The sequence below is a fragment of the Nostoc mirabile CHAB5784 genome, assembly GCF_020829645.1.
In the GTDB taxonomy this organism is placed as follows: domain Bacteria; phylum Cyanobacteriota; class Cyanobacteriia; order Cyanobacteriales; family Nostocaceae; genus Nostoc; species Nostoc mirabile.
Map to the genome: position 1 here is coordinate 1 of NZ_JAIVFS010000135.1, position 16,613 is coordinate 16,613.

Here is a 16,613-nt window from a genome sequence, read left to right on the forward strand (position 1 = left end):
CACCAGCCTTTGGTGGGTCAGACTTGGCAATCAACGCCTCACTGACATCGAATGAGAGTTATCTTAGGAAACCTAAGACCTAACCTTAATAGGCTCATAGCCATTTAGGGTTAGAACGAATCGCACGCGCCCTGTTCCCAGCTTCATCCTCCAGAAACCGAGTCTGGTCAGTGTGGGCAGGTAAGGAGTCAAATCTGAGTCTGATTGGTAGGTCTTTCACCTACATCTGACCGAGAGTTCAACCTGTTTCCCATTTCTGGGTTCAGGTTGGATTAGTTATGTACGGACTGTTTACCGTGATTCACTAATCAACGAATCGCACAAAGGCCCCCACTGTTCTATAATCTCTACATTATCGTTTCCAACTTTGTCGCTGGGGACAATTTCGCAATTCCCAACAGAATGCTTGACAATATACCAAGTTTGTGATTCATTCATACTTGAAATAAATATTTGTTTTTTACAGTAAAGATTCTACGGCATACAGAAAATATTCTCGCGTGTATGCGATTACATCGGATCTGATTTAGCTATAGACTACACTCACCAACCAGTTCCTTACAATCATAAATTTGCTATAAGAATCCGATTTGATTTTTGAACAAAACTAGGTATTTGTAGGGGAGCAAGTTCGCTCAAGTCGGGAAACCCGCCCACACGACTGGCTCCCATACGTATATTTTCAAAAATCAAATATGAGTCCTATATTTGTCCTTGTCTACGCACTGATGAATTTTAATAAAAACATAAAGTGTACTTAAATAAGTAGATCGATTAATATATATAATACATATATAATACTTTTGAAATCAAAGGGATTGATATGCGTTTACCTATCATTATCAGTGCCGGCTTATTGCTATCTTTCGGACTGAACCTACCAGTAATGTCCAAATCTCCCATAGAAATAGCACAATCGCTAGTAGATAATAACTTGAATTTAAAGCGATTAGAAAAGCAATTAGAATTTAATCGCCATTTCTGGAATCAGCAAAATATTTCTAAGTATAGTTATCAACTTAGCAATAGTTGCTTTTGTATAGGCGATGCTAGAGGGCCAGTAGTAATTGAAGTACGTAATGGTCAAACAACTTCCATCACTTCTGTAGCTACAGGTCAACCAGTTAATCGAGAATACTTTCAAAATTACGACACAATTCCTAAACTGTTTGATGTGATTCAAGATGCTATCAAGCGTAAAGCCTTCAGCCTGAATGTGCGGTACAATGCTAGATTTGGCTATCCAACCCAAATTGATATCGATTACAACAGTCAGATAGCTGATGAAGAAAGATATCTTACAATTGAGAATTTTAAGGTAATTAAATAGCTGCCACTGTAACCAAAAAATTAGATATTAAGGCAATAGGTATGCTCACCTTCATCATTAGACCTCTTGCATAAATGCTTAAATTGTCATCTTGAGCGGAGCGAAATATCTGGTGAAATTCTTCTCTCCCCTGCGTTGCGCTCAAAATGACACTAACGCCGTTTTAGTTTCTCCCAGTTTTAAAAGCTTCACCGCTCAAAAATTCCTCATTTATCAGTGACAGGATTTTATCTATAGGAATCCTATTTGAGTTTTGAACAAATTCCGTACATCTGAAGAGTGGTAAAATCAGCACTCAACATTGCACCATTGTCCTAACCACTACCAACCGTTTTATTTTCAAAGCAGGTCTGTTATTGACCCTCGTGATCCGTCTAAAATTGTTTGAATTTCATCATACAAGTAACAATGTATATTGTATACTCCATGCAATTTAAATTCTGTCAAGAGCATTGACCTGATATGAAAATTTTATGGCTTTGAGGTTCCTGTTTCTGGCTGGATCAGAATAGGCAGTGCGCCTTTTTCAGAACCAATAATTACAAGCTTAGAATTATTAGATTGAGCTAGCTTTTCTGTGGCTTCAATCGTTCGCAATTGTAGTACTTGGTTAGTAAGTCCAGCAGAGATAATTTTTTGGGAATCAGCTATACCTCGCGCTTCAATGCGCTTTCGTTCTGCCTCTTGACGCTCTCTCTCTAAAACAAATTTCATCTGCTGGTTTTCTTGCTCTGTCTTGAGTTTGTTTTGAATTGCAGCTTGTAGAGTATCAGGCATTTTGACGTTTCGTAAAAGAGCTTCCTCAACAATGAAACCCAAAGTCGGTATCTCTTGGGTGAGTTGTTGGTCAATTTTTTGGGCGATTTCTTGGCGTTTGGTAGAGTAAATAGCACTGGCTGGGTAGTTTGCCGTAATTGCGCGGACAGTAGAGCGGAATCTGGAAATTACCAGTTGTGTTTCATCAGTTCCAATTGTTTTATATACTGTAGCTGCCTTTTGCGGATCGAGCTTGTACTGAAGACTGACATCAAGATTTAGGCTCAAACCTTCTTGGGATGTTGCATCTACATTTTCCTTTACATCCTTAATGCGAGTGGAAAAATTCAGCACCTTGTTAAAGGGATTAAGCAAGTGAACACCAGGATTAAGAGTAGTTTCGGAAACTTCACCAAACAAGTTGACGACACCGACATTGCCTGGTGGGACAATCACCAAAAGCCTAGAAAGAGAATTGAGTACTGCAATACTGCCAATCAATATCATAATTGTGCGTATTGCTAAACGTGACTTTTCACCAGATATCCTATCTGTATTGAGATAAACGAGAATTGCAATTAGGCTAGTTACAAGAGAGATTATAAAGCCCATGAGTTTTTTCTGTGTAATTAAGAGGAATATACTTAATCACATAATTCCCAAATGCCTTTATGAAACTAATACTATTTCAGACAATTTAGTGGTTTATGAACCCTTTTACAGATTGAAAAAGATTCCCGAATTCTGAGAGAAGTCGGGAATCTCAGCCTTGGAGCGATGCCTACGGTGGTCACTGAGCGCAGCCGTACCCCTTCGGGGAAGCAAGCTACGCGCAGCGTCTCGTAGAGAAGTGCGGGCAAAGCCTACGCTACTTTACATTAATCCAAAATGCAAAATTACTTGCCGTTGCCGTTGCCGCCATTACCATTGCTGTGAATGACACGTTCTGCAAGCTTTTCTGGCACTTCTTGGAGATGGTCATATTCCCAGTGGAAGGAACCAACGCCCAAGGTGAGCGATCGCAGCTCTACAATAAAGTTTTGCATCTCTGCTTGTGGCAAGTATGCAGAGATATTATCCCAGCCTTGCCAATCGTTTCTCCCTTCATAGCCTAAAATTTGCCCCCGTCTACCACTCAACAGTTGCAGCACTTTGGAAGTAAATTCGCTAGGTGTAGTCACTTCCACCCGCAAAATTGGTTCTAATAGAGTAGGTTCCGCTTGGGGTATTCCCGTTTGCATTGCTAATCGGGCAGCTTGTTTAAAGGCTTGTTCAGAACTATCAACGTTGTGATACGAACCATTAGTCAGAGTTACCGCCAAATCCACCATTGGAAAGCCCAAAGGCCCATGTGTCAGAAATTCCCGCACGCCCATTTCCACCCCAGGAATGTACTGTTTAGGAACCACGCCACCGACAATAGTTTCATTAAAATTAAAGCCTGTACCCCGTGGTAGGGGTTTGATGTCGAGAAAAACATCACCAAACTGTCCGTGACCACCGCTTTGATGTTTGTAGCGCCCATGAACTGAAGCCACTGTTTTGCGGATGGTTTCTTTGTAAGGCACTTGTGGTAAATGAGTTGTCATCGGCAAATTATATTTGCGGCGCAGTCTATCTAGGGCGACTTGCAAATGAATCTCGCCTTGTCCCCACAAGATAACTTCGTGGGTATCGCCGTGTTGTTCCCAAGCAAGTGAGCAGTCTTCTTCTAATAACTTGGTGATAGCGCCACTGAGTTTAACTTCATCGTTGCGCTTTTCTGGTGTAATGGCGAGAGCATACACTGGTTCCAATTCTACAGCTTTGGGTAATTTTATTGCCGACTGCTGTTCTATAGAGATTGTATCGCCTGTCTTGATTCCTTCTAAACGGCTCAATGCAACAATTTCACCAGCACTAACTTGGTTAACTGACTGCTGTTGTTGTCCCATGAGGCGGTAAATTCCACCAGTGCGAATGCCATTGAGGACAATACCATCAGTTAATTTGCCCCGCCAAACACGCACGAGGGAAAGTTTGCCACCTTGGGGAGTGTAGTAAGTTTTTAATACCTGCGCTAGAGGTGTATCACCTTTTATGTTTTTTAAACGACGTTCTGCTGTGGTTTCTGGTTCGGGGGCTTCCCGTAACAAGGCTTCTAATAGAGGTCTAACACCATAATCTTGTTCTGCCACACCAAAGAAAACGGGCACTACCAAATCTGCCCCTAATTCCATTTTTAAATCTTTGAGGATTTCCTCTTGGGATGGTTCGATGTCTTCTAAAAGTTCTTCGAGTAAATGGTCGTCAAAATTTGCTAGGGCTTCGAGCATTTCTGCCCGTGCTGTATGTTCTTCTTCTTTTAAACTTTCGGGGAAGGGGATGGGGTCAGCAGGTGCGCCTGGATGATATTGATATGCCTGTTCACTCACCATATCAATAAAGCCGGTGAGTTCTTCCCCGTTCATGATGGGATATTGATGCGCTACCAGGGGACGGCTAGATACTGCTTTCAGGGCGTGTAATGTTTCTAAAACGTGAATATTTGCCCGATCCATTTTGTTGACGAAGACGAGGTGGGGAATTTCCCAATCGTCCAGGAATTTAAATAGAGGGGCTAGGGTGAGGACTCGTTCGCGTATGGGTTCGCAAACTACAATTGCCGCATCAACTCCGATTAAAGCATTGTACGTTTCTTGAGCAAATTCTACACTTCCCGGACAGTCAATAAAAGTGAAGCGAATACCGTTATACTCAGTGCTAGCGGCGCTGACTTCTACACTCATGTGGCGATCGCGCGACTCGGCAGCACTATCTCCCACTGTATTGCTGTCCTTTACACTCCCTTTGCGAGAAATTGCCCCTGTGACAAATAACAAGCTTTCTAGTAAAGTGGTTTTTCCACTTAAATAAGGCCCGACAATTGCAACATTCCGCGAACCCGATTTTACTTTTTCGTTCATAAAACCTCCCTTGCGGTAAGTTTTTCCTAACCGCATGATTCTGTATATATCAGGGATAAAAAATGGTTCTCTGGAGTCAAACTTACCCCTTCTTTAATTTGTTATTATCCTCCCTTTAATCGAAAGTTAAAAAAATTGTAGCCTGTTGTAAGATTTAGCTTAAGAAAAGTTAACTATCACAAATTTTCATAGCAAAATAAAAACTTTTGTAAAAAACTTTTTATAAAGTAAATTTAACTGAAAGTGTTGCAAGTCAGAAAATCAATGGGAAAATCATTCTTTAAATATCGCATAGCCGGGTTAGTAAGTTTGACTTTGATAGCTGTTAGTATTTCCTCCCCCTCTCTTTCCCTCTCTCCCTCTCTCCCCTCAAAGCTGGCACAATCTAATGGTAAAACTGCCATAGACTGGTTGAACCAAGGCTTACAAGCAATTCAGGCAGGAAAGGTACAAGATGCGATCGCCGCCTTTAAACAAGCAACTCAATTAGATCCGGCATTAGCACCAGCACACTATAATCTAGGGTTAGCATTCCGACAAACGGGACAATTACAACCCTCTGCGGATGCATTTTATCGAGCGACGCAAGCCGATCCTAAGTTTGCTCCAGCTTTTGCTAATTTAGGTGGTGCGTTGTTAGAGGGGAATAATTTACAGTTAGCTAACGATTACTTGCAACGAGCGTTAGAACTTGATCCCAAACTAGGATTTGCCCACTATAACTTGGGATTGGTACGAGAACAGCAAGGAGATTGTGAAAAAGCGATCGCATCTTTTAAAAAAGCCATAGAATATAGCAAAAATGCACCAGAGCCTCCTTATCATATAGGGATGTGTTATCTCCAACAAGGCAAACTCGATCAAGCCAGAGATGCCTTTAATCAGGCAGTAAAAATTAATCAAAAGTATCCAGAAGCTTACTACAATCTCGGCTCAATTTGGTTTCAGCAACGCAAATTACAAGAGGCATTAGAGGCTTTTAGAAAATCAGCCGAAGCTAACTCTAACTATCCCAACGCTTATTATGGTGCAGGGTTAGTTTTTATGCAGTTACAGCAATATGGCGATGCAGTACAAGTATTGCAATTTGCTAAAGATTTATACAATGCTCAAAAAAATCCTCAATGGGCGAAAAATGCCGAACAATTGTTGCAACAGGCACAAAATTTAAATTACCAACCTCGCTGAGGCGCAAAAGCTTAATATTGCATAACATAAAACTATTGGGTTGGCTCGCTGGTGTTGTCTGAACTTGTCCCGATTGGAATGAAACGTACATGCAAAAGCGCCAGAAAAGTCGATTTTTATTTAGCGATCGCTGGCTTGATCGGCAATCAATTGTTCGCAACATGGAAGCCTTTCAAGACTTAATTGTGATTGTTTTGTGTTTGGGTTTGTTCGCCGTCATGCTAATCCAATTGTGGGGGATAGCTATCGACCTCACGCAGCCACTAGACTATAAACATGTGACTGCAAAAATACTATTCGTGTTGATTTTAGTCGAGTTATTTCGACTATTAATGGTCTATTTGCAAGAACATAGTATCTCTGTGGGAGTGGCAGTTGAGGTAACAATTGTATCTTTACTGCGAGAGGTAGTAGTTCACGGAGCGCTGGAAATTTCTTGGGTTAATACGCTTGCAATTTGTGGTTTGTTGTTTGTTCTGGGTGGACTACTCGTGGTATGTGCTAAAACACCACACATGGATTGCATGAGTGCTAACACTAAGTTTTGCCCCATTGTGTACAGAGGTGGTAGGGAACGGCAAAATGAGTTGGAATTCCAGTATTCACGTCAATGTGATGAGAATCAACCGCTTGGATAAATTCTTATGAAATATGGGGAGTGGGGAGTGGGGAGTGGGGAGTTGGGGGATGAGGGGGATGAGGTAGAATTTTCTCCCTTGTCTGTCCTATCTCCTTCTATAGAGTAACGGCTATTAATTACAAATTACGAATTACGAATTACGAATTTATATAACCTACCCTTGCAAGGTACTTCTGACGTATTGAAATATACTCTTTTTGGAAGATGAATCCCTCTTTAAGGGTGAGTATAAAGTTAATTAGAAATTCTAAAAGAGGTTCAAGCAATGGCTACAAATACAGGTAACGGACAATCTCAAACAGCGATTAGCGACTTGGAGTATGATTTTGTCACCGTTTTGCAGAACAAGGCTGAAGCCGTTAAAGCTTACGATACCTACATCAAAGATGCAGAAAAAGTAGGTTCTCAACCTTGTGTAGAGTTGTTCCAAAAATTGCGACAATCTGATATTGAACACGCACAAGAAATTCGCCAACATCTACAACAAGTGCTGCAACACGGTAAGATGTAACCCAGGTTTTAAGTTCGTAGGCGTAAGCCCGTCGTAGACATCGCTTCTGGTTTAGCTAAAACAAAAAGAGGCGATGTCTACGACATGCTATGACGCTCGCGGACTCGCTAACGCTTCGCTATCGGCGTCGCACTTGCTGATTACATTAGACGCAAGCATCGCCCACTATCAGCTAGACTGATTCTGGGCTGCTTGCTGTACTTGCGCCACTGTCAAATCGAGAGCCACCGCCACTTGTTCTACAGTCAATCCCAATGCCAACAACCGGGGAATAGCTTCTAACTTCGCTTCCTGGCGACCTTCTTCTAAGCCGTCTTCCTTGATTGATTGATACATCCGTGTTTTTTTGAATTCGTCGTCTATACCCAACATTTCTGCTAACTCCTCTCGGCTTAACCGGGTAAATTTGTACAACAGAATAGTCTCTATCAATTCTACAATTTGCTTGGTGTAGTTTCATCTGCCAGTTGTTGCCTTGCTTGTAAAATCAATTCTCTACCTTTGTCAACGGCTGTCTCTTCTCTTTCGATAATTAATTTAACGATCGCAACTTGAAGTGAGTTCTCACCTGTATCTAATTCATCTAGATAAATGCGTTGCACTTGTGAACTGTTTAGCAGCAACTGATACGGCTGTTGGTCTTGCGGATCTAAACTTCGTTGGGGATAGATGACAACAGCACGCCAAAAATTTACAGATTCGTTTTGACGCAAGTAAAGAAAGATTTCGGCAAAGAAGCGTCTATAGAAAGTTGGGTCTAATTGAAACTGGACTTCAACAAAGTAGAGGGGTTGGTTTGTGGTTTCACTTGTGGGGATAAATACTCCATCAATCCTAAAAGCAGTTTCTTTTAGTTCGATTGAAACAAATTGATATGCGTTGACATTGACAGTCGTATCGCCAATTATTGCAAAAAATATGCTAGGGAAAGTTTGAAATAAGCTATAAAATATTTTGTCAGTTTGCACCTGGATTTAGTAAAGCTAAAATTGGATATTCAAAGTTTATCAAGAATAGTGTATATACGTTTCTGACTTTTCACGGTATCTGGAAAACCTCACTTCTATTTCTCTCTTCCTTTTAGGAGAGAGACTTTGAATTTTCCCCCTTCCCTGCAAGGGAAGGGGGTTAGGGGGTTAGGTCAATGGTTAGCTTTTCCACATGACCTGAATTGTCAGATATACGTCAATACAGTTCAGTTAGCGCCAAAAACCTTAAATTGTGTAGGTTGGGTTGAGGAACGAAACCCAACATTTCCGGGGCTTTGTTGGGTTGCACTTTGCTTAACCCAACCTACAATTTTCTTTAACTGAACCGTATTGAGATATACGTCTGTTTCAGCATAAAAAAGCAGATGGTTGTTTCCATCTGCTTTAATAAAAAATTTGTTATCTCCTTTACTTAGATACCAACTGATTAACTGGAGCAACCCCAGCCAAATCTAGAATTGGCGCGATCGCATCTTCTCGCTTCACCGCCATCATGTGGACACCTTGACACAATTGCCGCGCTATCTGCACTTGCTCGGCTGCAATTTTTATCCCTTCTTCAAAAGGATCTTTGGCTTTTGCCAATCTATCAATAATATGTTGGGGGATATTTACACCCGGAACACACCTATTAATAAATTGGGCATTTTTTGCCGATTTCAACAGAAATATTCCTGCCAAAATTGGTTTTTTATAACCAGCAGCAATGGTGTCCATAAACTTTTCTAGCCGCTCAAAATCTGTAATTAACTGACTTTGAAAAAACTGCGCTCCTGCTTCGATTTTGCGTTCAAATCGACTTTGCAAACCTGACCAACTGTTACATTGCGGATCTACTGCTGCACCAACAAATAAATCTAATGCTCCATCAGTCAAGGGTTTCTCGTTGCAATCAACGCCTTGATTCATTTTCCGAATCAGTTGCAGCAGTCGCACAGCTTCTAAGTCAAACACTGCTTTGGCATCTGGATGATCGCCTGCTTTTACTGCGTCGCCAGTCAAAGCTAAAATATTGCGGATACCTAAAGCATGAGCGCCCATCAAATCAGCTTGTAAACCGATGCGGTTGCGATCGCGGCAAGCAACTTGACAAATCGGCTCTATGCCGTTTTGTGACAAAATCACCGACGCCATTAACGAAGACATCCGTAACACTGCGCGGCTACCATCAGTAACATTGACAGCATGAACCCTTCCCTTAAGAGTCGCTGCCATTTGAATCATGTGCGCTGGATCTCCCCCTTTCGGGGGTGCTACCTCGGCGGTAACTAGAAATTCACCTGCTTGTACAGCTCTTTGGAAGGCTGTGGGGCTATGGGTGTGATGCATAAATTTAAGAATTTCAATTTCTTAAATGGTATAGCAAATCACACCTAAAAGGGACAAATTATAGAGGAAGAGAGTAGCCTAAAGCAGTTTTTACTTGTGATAAAGTTTGATTTGCGATCGCTCTAGCTTTTTCCCCTCCATCCCGTAACACAGACTCCAAATAGCTTTTATCCGCCGTTATCGAGTGATATTTTTCTTGAATTGGTTTCAGGGACTCAATTATCGTATCCGTCAACAATGGCTTGAATTGCCCCCAGCCCATATCCTGACATTCAACGGCGACATCTTCCTTTCTCTTGCCAGAAAGCAATGTATACAGCGTTAATAAATTATTACACTCTGGACGCGCTGGATCATCAAAAGTCAGCCCACGAATGGCATCGGTTTTACAACGCTTAATTTTGTATTGAATCTGTTCTGGTGAATCTAGCAAACTGATCCAGCTTAAGTCGGAAGGATCAGACTTCGACATTTTGCGTGTACCGTCCGCCAAACTCATCACCCTTGCCCCTTCCTTGCGAATCAAAGGGTCTGGTAACTTCAGAACTGGCTCATCTGGTTTACCAAATTGGTGATTTAACCGAGCTGCAATATCTCGTGTCAATTCCAAGTGTTGCTTTTGGTCTTCACCCACTGGCACTTTATCCGCTTGGTAAAGCAAAATATCAGCTGCCATCAGCACAGGGTAATCCAACAAGCCTGCACTGACATTTTCTCCCTGCTTGACGGCCTTTTCCTTGAACTGAATCATGTCTTGCAGCCAGTTTAGAGGTGTAATGCAGTTGAGCAACCAGGTGAGTTCACTGTGAGCCGAAACGTGGGATTGTACAAAGATGGTGGAGTGATTTAAATCAAGACCACAAGCTAGATAGAGAGCAACAAGAGTGTAGGTATCAGCGGCCAACTGTGTTGGCTTGTGTGGCACTGTAATCGCGTGCAAATCAGCCACAAAAAGGTAATTTTCGTATTCGCTCTGACCTTCTACCCAGTTGCGAATGGCTCCCAAGTAGTTACCTAGATGGTAATTGCCCGTTGGTTGAATTCCAGAAAGAACACGTTGCTTGCCCATAAATTTCAACTTAGTTATCTCAAATCCGCGCTTGTAAAATGGCGATGTTTGGCGACAAGTCGCAACTCTTAGAGAGGCACTCGCGTTTGCGCCTACGCAAAACTCATTTAATTTTGACATTTTCCAGGGCAACTCGCCGTTACGGGATTAGATTAGGACTTACACAAAAGTTACGGAATAACGAACCACAGAGGCAATAGAGTTGCCAGTGCGCCCTTGCGGTTCCCCGACTTGTTCGCGCAGCGTCTCCCCTTGGGAGAAGCAACTGGCGCGACACGGAGAAATAAGAGTTTGAGAGATATTTTGCGTAAGTCCTATAGATATTTAAGCTGTTATACAAAAGCTTTAATAAAGGGTGGGTTAATTTTTGCAGGTCGAAACAATCGCATTGTCAGTCGAAACAATCGCATTGTTAGCCGAAACAATCGCATTGTCAGTCAAAACAATCGCATTGTCAGTCGAAACAATCGCATTGTCAGTCAAAACAATCGCATTGTCAGTCGATGCATTGGCATTGCAAGAGGTTGCCTTTACATAGCACGGCAATACAAATGGGCGTTGCATAACAGTGGGATGAATTGGGGCAAGCTTTTAAGGCAAGGGATGCTGGCGGGGAGCATCCCAAATGTGTAAAAACATATTTTGTCATTGCGAGCGTAATGAAATGAAGCGAAGCAATCGCAGCATCTAGACTTTGCGATTGCTTCATTCCGCTTCTCTTACGAGACGCTACCGCGAACGCTCCATTCGCAATGACTACCTGCTAACTTGGTAAATTTGCTTGCATTGGGATGCTCCCTGCTGGCGTTGCAGGGGAGGAATTTTGGAACTTGTTATAATCATCCCGCTTTCTCTGCAACCCCTACAAATGATATGGCAGTTGTTCGCTCCACAAATTCGCCATTAGGTTTTATTACAACGGCGGTAATCCTGCTAACTGACTAAAAAATCACCTTTGCCGATGCAAATGTCTATCTAAAGACAGATGGAGAAAGAATAGGGTAGTGGGATTGTAGCATCATCTCTGCAATCAGCATCCAAAATACGGTTTTATCAAAAGTAAAAATTTTTCAAACAAAATTTAATTAGAGGACTACAGCAATGAAAGTACTCTTACTTTACCCCCGCTTTCCCAAAACGTTTTGGTCTTACGACGAATTTATGAAGATAGCGGGACTTAAAGCATCTATTCCACCGCTAGGGATTCTGACTGTTGCTGCTATGCTACCAGCAGACTGGCAAGTTCGGTTTTATGACCGCAATGTTAACCAAGAAACGGATGCTGATTGGCAATGGTGCGACATCGTGATTCTTTCTGCGATGCTTGCACAGAAAGAAGACTTTCTCGCCCAAATTCACAAAGCAGCGCAACTGGGGAAAAAAGTTGCTGTGGGTGGGCCTTATCCAACCTCAGTGCCAGAACCTGCACAAAAAGCAGGAGCTAACTACTTGATTTTAGATGAAGGGGAGATTACAGTTCCACAGTTTTTAGATGCGATCGCCAAAGGTGAAGAACAAGGAACCTTTCGTGCCCTTGAAAAACCAGATGTAACCCAAAGCCCCATCCCTCGCTTTGATTTACTCAAGCGAGATGATTACTTAATGATGGCGATTCAGTTTTCTCGCGGTTGTCCCTTTGAATGCGAATTTTGTGACATCATCAATTTATACGGTCGCAAACCACGTACCAAAGAACCAAGTCAAACCCTAGCAGAACTCCAAACCCTCTATGACTTAGGCTGGCGCGGATCTCTGTTCGTAGTGGATGATAACTTCATTGGCAATAAGCGCAATGTGAAACGCCTTTTACAAGAATTAATTCCGTGGATGCAGGAACGCAATTATCCCTTTACCTTCTTGACTGAAGCTTCCGTCAACCTAGCAGAAGATACTGAGCTATTAGAATTAATGGTTAAAGCTGGTTTCTACGCAGTCTTTTTGGGTATTGAAACACCAGATCAAGACAGCCTGCAAGTCACTCGCAAGTTTCAGAATACCCGCAATCCCCTTTTAGAAGCCTGTCGTACCATCAATCAAGCTGGATTGTTGATTTATGCAGGGTTTATCATAGGTTTTGATGGAGAAAAGTCTGGTGCTGGGGAACGAATTCAAGCTTTTGTCGAAGAAACCGGCATTCCTCAACCGATGCTCGGTATACTGCAAGCCCTTCCCAATACTGCCTTGTGGCAAAGACTAAAACAAGAGGAGCGATTATTAGAAGGATTTGGAGGTTTGGAGGTAGGGGATCAGAATTCCTTAATGAATTTTGTTCCTACCCGGCCGATGGCTGAAGTTGCTAAAGAATATTTAGAGGCAATTTGGAGAATGTACGAACCCAAAAACTATCTCCGACGTTGTTTTGAACAATGCCTCAAGATTACGCCTAATCCCCAATTACAGCAGACGATGTATTTTCCTCCTGGCAAAGGACTGCGACTACTTGCACATTTGCTCTGGCGTCAAGGTTGGCAACGGCAGGAAATTCGGGGTCAATTTTGGCAACAACTTTGGGCTATTCTCCGCACCAAGCCCCAATTTGTGAATATGTATTTGGGTTTATGTGCTGCTGGCGAGCATTTTTGGGAATACCGCCTTTTAGCCAGAGAGCGCATTACTGAGCAGTTAGGATTTGATCCCCTAACCACGCCTACCCCTGTTGAAAAACCATTAGTCTCAATTTAAGATTAGTTGATTGTGGAGCGATCGCTAATGTGTTTTATAAATAGCGATCGCATTAATTTTGCTCACAAAAACCAAACTCTTAGAGGATGTTTGAAAAGTCTCCTTGTCGGTAGCAAAATGCTCTAGATCCTCCTAAATCCCCCGATAAATTGGGGGACTTTGATTCCGTCCCCCCTTAAAAAGGGGGGTTAGGGGGGATCAATAAGTACTTAAAATCACAGCTAAATACTTTTCAAACATCCTCTTAAATTCGATTTACCGCTCTGCTAAACTCACCTGTCCTCCAATTAGCCCTAAAAATCCAGTTCCAGAGTGCTGAATCTCCAAAAAACTTGCTTGCTCTGGTGAGGTTTTGTAAATCCGAAATGTCTTCATAATTCCCAAGGTTGCAGCACTTTCTAGAGGCCCAACAAAGCTAATATCTCGGTCAAGGAAATAAGTTTGATTCGCCCAATGAGCCATCTGATTTGCATTCAAAAAATAGCAGCCCGCATGGGGATTGAGGGCACGACAAAAGGTAATTGGCGCATTCATAATTGTACCCTTGAGTTCCGGTTGCTCCTGCACATTTTGAAAGGGAGCAGTTACTCGCAAAGCCAAATCCCCATCAATGTAAGCTTTATGAACCAACGCATAAGGGGAGATTTCATAACGATTTGGCTGAAGCAAATTTAAATCACCCGCTTGTTGGGTAAACCAATTTAATTTTATAAAAAACCAAGGGTCATGGATAATTAAGTCATCTTCCAAGAAGCAGTAGTAATCATATTGACCGAGACAACTTTGCAGAACAGCTTGGCACTCAAAACCCAAAAGCAGAGGTTCTACATTAGTAGAATGATGCTTATATAAATGGGATGGTAAGGAAAGCTGATTCAAAAGATGATTATCTTTGGTTGTACAAATAACAATATCTAGTTCGTGAGACTGCGGCTGGTTAGCGGGAAAAGCTATTCGTTGAGCAATGTTAATGATACTTTGAGATTTACCAAATAATTGGTGTAAGGCGGTAAGGCTATTAGTTAACGCCTGCAAGCGGGGTCGCGGGTCTTTGCGTTGGGAAGCATGACGACCCTCACCGCTAGGTTTGAAAAAATGGGCAATGGTAAAAAGAATTCGCATTTTAAATATCGCTTTTATATTTTTCTGTCATTTGTCATTTGTCATTTGTCATTAGTTATTGACCAATCACTAATAATTATACTTCTGACAAAAGTCGTTCTTTTCAGGCTTTTATTTGCACCTTTGCTTGAGGCAAAAAATATTTATGCAAAAGGCTAATGACCAATGACCAATGACCAATGACTAATGACTTTTGCCAAATCCTTTAGAAACTGAGCGCTTTTTCAAGCTATCAGAACTTTTACCAGCGAACATCCATTGCAAATGCTGTGGTAACAGTTTCGCCAAATCATAACGTTTCAGAATTGTCTCTCGCGCATTCGCACGAATTGCTTGCATCTCCTGAGGATGATTCAGCGCCTCTTCAACCCTATTAGCAATATTATTGGGAGAAAAGAAATCTACCAGCAGTCCATTCACCCCATCCTGTACGACTTCCAATACTGGCGGAGTCTTAGAAGCTACTAGTAAACATCCTGCTGCCATTACTTCTAACATTGACCAGGATAAAACAAAAGGACGAGTTAAATAAACATGAGCAGAAGAAGCTTGCAAAACCTGAAGATACTCATTGTAAGGAAGCCTATCTGTGAAGTGCAGCCTCGATAAATCCAAAGATAATTTTTCCAACATTAATTGTTTATAAGTCTTACCATCAGGAAGATTCTTTCCATAAGCCACCCTATCTTCTCCCACAACTACCACATGGCACTTAGGTCTTCGCTGCTGAATTAGCGCCACCGTTTCCATAAACTGCGGAAAACCTCTATAAGGTTCCATCCCCCGTCCCACATAAGTTACCAACTCTTCCACATGGGAAAGGTCGAGATTTATTCTTGGTAAAACTAACTTTGCACCTGGTTTGGGAACAAAATATTTGGTATCAACACCATCATGAATTACAGTGATTTTGTTATGATATTCTTTGGGAAACTGCTGACGCTGCCAATTCGTTGGAGAAAGACCGCGATCGCAGCTATATAAATCAGTCAAAATCGGCGTATTTTTCACGCGGATACGGCATTCATCATCAGCATTCAGTGGTTCACTGGGATCAAAATCTGCATCCGAGCCGTGAGCATGGTAAAACCACTCGAAATAACATAATAATTCTGCTTTGGGGAAAATATCTTTCATAAACAAAGTCGGCCCCCAACCAGAATGACCATAAATTATATCTGGAACGAAACCTTCGGCCTTTAATTTTTCTGCCACGCGATAGACAGCCTGCGCGGTGAGAACAGCATTTTCTAGGTTGCGAACGTAATGGTGGGTTTGGGGAGCAGCTTCACGAGAAGGAGCGTAAATAGCTTTAAAAACGCCAGGTATTTCCCCTTCCCGACGATTTGTCCCAAAGACGACTTGGTAATTAGGATCTTTACCTAAAACCGTCGCTAGATTGCGAAATTGTGAGGGGAAATTAGGATGTAAAAATAAAATATTCATGGGAATAATCTTGATTAATTTATTGACAGATAAAATAAATTAAGACAAGCTGTTTAAGATTATAAGATTATTTCTCACAATTTTTAGCAAGTAAATTTAGGTGAATCGTTGCCGCGAAATGCGAAAATAATCGCAAATTCGTGTTATATGATGTCCGCTTGATTACTTATTAAACGCGAAGAACCCCACCCCGCCAAAGCTGTGCTTTGTCTCCCCTCCCCGCAGGCTCTTAGGGGTTGGGGGTGGGGTGTAATGATCGTGGTTAGCATAACTATCTATGCGGACATGATATTATAACCATGAAATTTATTGGCATTGATTAAGGCTGGAAATCTCAACCAAGTGGACTGTGCTGCTTAGAATGGATAAATGGACAACTGCAACTACTTGATCTAGACCGTAAAGAAGCCATTGCAGACATCCTCACCTGGATTGATCAAAGCGTACAACCAGACGAACCAGCCATCATCGCCGTAGATGCATTAAACTCAACGAGGTTGTCACCAACCCCGTTGGTCTTCAAAACCGTGCATGAGACTTTCACCTCACACGGCTCCTCAATAACTTGGTGCTTGTCACGCATACCTCATCACCCATTTATCCTCA

At 42.0% G+C, this 16,613-nt stretch carries 12 protein-coding genes and 2 pseudogenes; 7 read left to right on the forward strand and 7 right to left on the reverse strand.

Annotation, left to right across the window (positions count from 1 at the left end):
* Positions 1-823 precede the first annotated feature (823 nt).
* Positions 824-1,330: a DUF6174 domain-containing protein gene (locus LC653_RS39545; RefSeq protein WP_229500791.1), complete on the forward strand. Its 507-nt coding sequence runs from the start codon at positions 824-826 to the stop codon at positions 1,328-1,330.
* A gap of 471 nt (positions 1,331-1,801) precedes the next feature.
* On the opposite strand, the gene LC653_RS39550 is transcribed toward LC653_RS39545, so the two are convergent.
* Positions 1,802-2,698 (reverse strand): prohibitin family protein, encoded by an 897-nt coding sequence (locus LC653_RS39550; RefSeq protein WP_229500792.1) that lies wholly within the window; start codon positions 2,696-2,698, stop codon positions 1,802-1,804.
* A 284-nt stretch (positions 2,699-2,982) separates the two neighbouring features.
* The gene (locus LC653_RS39555) at positions 2,983-5,031 is read right to left on the reverse strand and encodes an elongation factor G (protein ID WP_229500793.1); all 2,049 of its coding nucleotides are present in this window, start codon (positions 5,029-5,031) and stop codon (positions 2,983-2,985) included.
* 264 nt (positions 5,032-5,295) lie between these two features.
* Here LC653_RS39555 and LC653_RS39560 point away from each other — a divergent pair, with 264 nt between their 5' ends.
* The 3 genes from LC653_RS39560 to LC653_RS39570 all read left to right on the forward strand — a co-directional run bounded on the left by LC653_RS39560 (position 5,296) and on the right by LC653_RS39570 (position 7,370).
* Positions 5,296-6,219 carry a tetratricopeptide repeat protein gene (locus tag LC653_RS39560; RefSeq protein WP_229500794.1) on the forward strand — a complete coding sequence of 308 codons (924 nt, stop codon included), beginning with the start codon at positions 5,296-5,298 and terminating at the stop codon, positions 6,217-6,219.
* Between the two features lie 89 nt (positions 6,220-6,308).
* Positions 6,309-6,857 carry a phosphate-starvation-inducible PsiE family protein gene (locus LC653_RS39565; RefSeq protein WP_229500795.1) on the forward strand — a complete coding sequence of 183 codons (549 nt, stop codon included), beginning with the start codon at positions 6,309-6,311 and terminating at the stop codon, positions 6,855-6,857.
* A 267-nt stretch (positions 6,858-7,124) separates the two neighbouring features.
* Positions 7,125-7,370, forward strand: coding sequence for a hypothetical protein (locus LC653_RS39570; RefSeq protein ID WP_229500796.1), 246 nt, complete (start codon positions 7,125-7,127; stop codon positions 7,368-7,370).
* Positions 7,371-7,538: 168 nt separating this feature from the next.
* Here LC653_RS39570 and LC653_RS39575 read toward each other — a convergent pair.
* The 3 genes and pseudogenes from LC653_RS39575 to trpS all read right to left on the reverse strand — a co-directional run bounded on the left by LC653_RS39575 (position 7,539) and on the right by trpS (position 10,757).
* Positions 7,539-8,338, reverse strand: a pseudogene (locus LC653_RS39575) (Rpn family recombination-promoting nuclease/putative transposase).
* Positions 8,339-8,767: 429 nt separating this feature from the next.
* Positions 8,768-9,688, reverse strand: coding sequence for a methylenetetrahydrofolate reductase (locus LC653_RS39580; protein ID WP_229500797.1), 921 nt, complete (start codon positions 9,686-9,688; stop codon positions 8,768-8,770).
* A gap of 58 nt (positions 9,689-9,746) precedes the next feature.
* The gene (gene trpS / locus LC653_RS39585; protein WP_229500798.1) at positions 9,747-10,757 is read right to left on the reverse strand and encodes a tryptophan--tRNA ligase; all 1,011 of its coding nucleotides are present in this window, start codon (positions 10,755-10,757) and stop codon (positions 9,747-9,749) included.
* 367 nt (positions 10,758-11,124) lie between these two features.
* Here trpS and LC653_RS39590 point away from each other — a divergent pair, with 367 nt between their 5' ends.
* Both LC653_RS39590 and LC653_RS39595 read left to right on the forward strand, forming a co-directional pair.
* Entirely contained in the window at positions 11,125-11,295 is a 171-nt protein-coding gene (locus tag LC653_RS39590) for a hypothetical protein (protein ID WP_229500799.1), read from the forward strand.
* Positions 11,296-11,858: 563 nt separating this feature from the next.
* Positions 11,859-13,439 carry a B12-binding domain-containing radical SAM protein gene (locus LC653_RS39595; protein ID WP_229500800.1) on the forward strand — a complete coding sequence of 527 codons (1,581 nt, stop codon included), beginning with the start codon at positions 11,859-11,861 and terminating at the stop codon, positions 13,437-13,439.
* 255 nt (positions 13,440-13,694) lie between these two features.
* On the opposite strand, the gene LC653_RS39600 is transcribed toward LC653_RS39595, so the two are convergent.
* Together LC653_RS39600 and LC653_RS39605 are read right to left on the reverse strand one after the other, a co-directional pair.
* Entirely contained in the window at positions 13,695-14,561 is an 867-nt protein-coding gene (locus tag LC653_RS39600) for a calcium-binding protein (protein WP_229500801.1), read from the reverse strand.
* 183 nt (positions 14,562-14,744) lie between these two features.
* On the reverse strand, positions 14,745-16,007 hold the full coding sequence (locus LC653_RS39605) for a glycosyltransferase family 4 protein (RefSeq protein ID WP_229500802.1): 1,263 nt from the start codon (positions 16,005-16,007) through the stop codon (positions 14,745-14,747).
* Positions 16,008-16,354: 347 nt separating this feature from the next.
* On the opposite strand from LC653_RS39605, the pseudogene LC653_RS39610 reads away from it, so the two are divergent.
* Positions 16,355-16,489: pseudogene (locus LC653_RS39610) on the forward strand (DUF429 domain-containing protein); the annotation flags it as partial.
* Positions 16,490-16,613: the final 124 nt, after the last annotated feature.

Excerpts from the sequence above, each read along its gene's own strand:
- LC653_RS39545 (WP_229500791.1), top strand. The coding sequence starts at position 824 with ATGCGTTTACCTATCATTATCAGTGCCGGCTTATTGCTATCTTTCGGA.
- LC653_RS39550 (WP_229500792.1), bottom strand. The coding sequence starts at position 2,698 with ATGGGCTTTATAATCTCTCTTGTAACTAGCCTAATTGCAATTCTCGTT.
- LC653_RS39555 (WP_229500793.1), bottom strand. The coding sequence starts at position 5,031 with ATGAACGAAAAAGTAAAATCGGGTTCGCGGAATGTTGCAATTGTCGGG.
- LC653_RS39560 (WP_229500794.1), top strand. The coding sequence starts at position 5,296 with ATGGGAAAATCATTCTTTAAATATCGCATAGCCGGGTTAGTAAGTTTG.
- LC653_RS39565 (WP_229500795.1), top strand. The coding sequence starts at position 6,309 with ATGCAAAAGCGCCAGAAAAGTCGATTTTTATTTAGCGATCGCTGGCTT.
- LC653_RS39570 (WP_229500796.1), top strand. The coding sequence starts at position 7,125 with ATGGCTACAAATACAGGTAACGGACAATCTCAAACAGCGATTAGCGAC.
- LC653_RS39580 (WP_229500797.1), bottom strand. The coding sequence starts at position 9,688 with ATGCATCACACCCATAGCCCCACAGCCTTCCAAAGAGCTGTACAAGCA.
- trpS (WP_229500798.1), bottom strand. The coding sequence starts at position 10,757 with ATGGGCAAGCAACGTGTTCTTTCTGGAATTCAACCAACGGGCAATTAC.
- LC653_RS39595 (WP_229500800.1), top strand. The coding sequence starts at position 11,859 with ATGAAAGTACTCTTACTTTACCCCCGCTTTCCCAAAACGTTTTGGTCT.
- LC653_RS39600 (WP_229500801.1), bottom strand. The coding sequence starts at position 14,561 with ATGCGAATTCTTTTTACCATTGCCCATTTTTTCAAACCTAGCGGTGAG.
- LC653_RS39605 (WP_229500802.1), bottom strand. The coding sequence starts at position 16,007 with ATGAATATTTTATTTTTACATCCTAATTTCCCCTCACAATTTCGCAAT.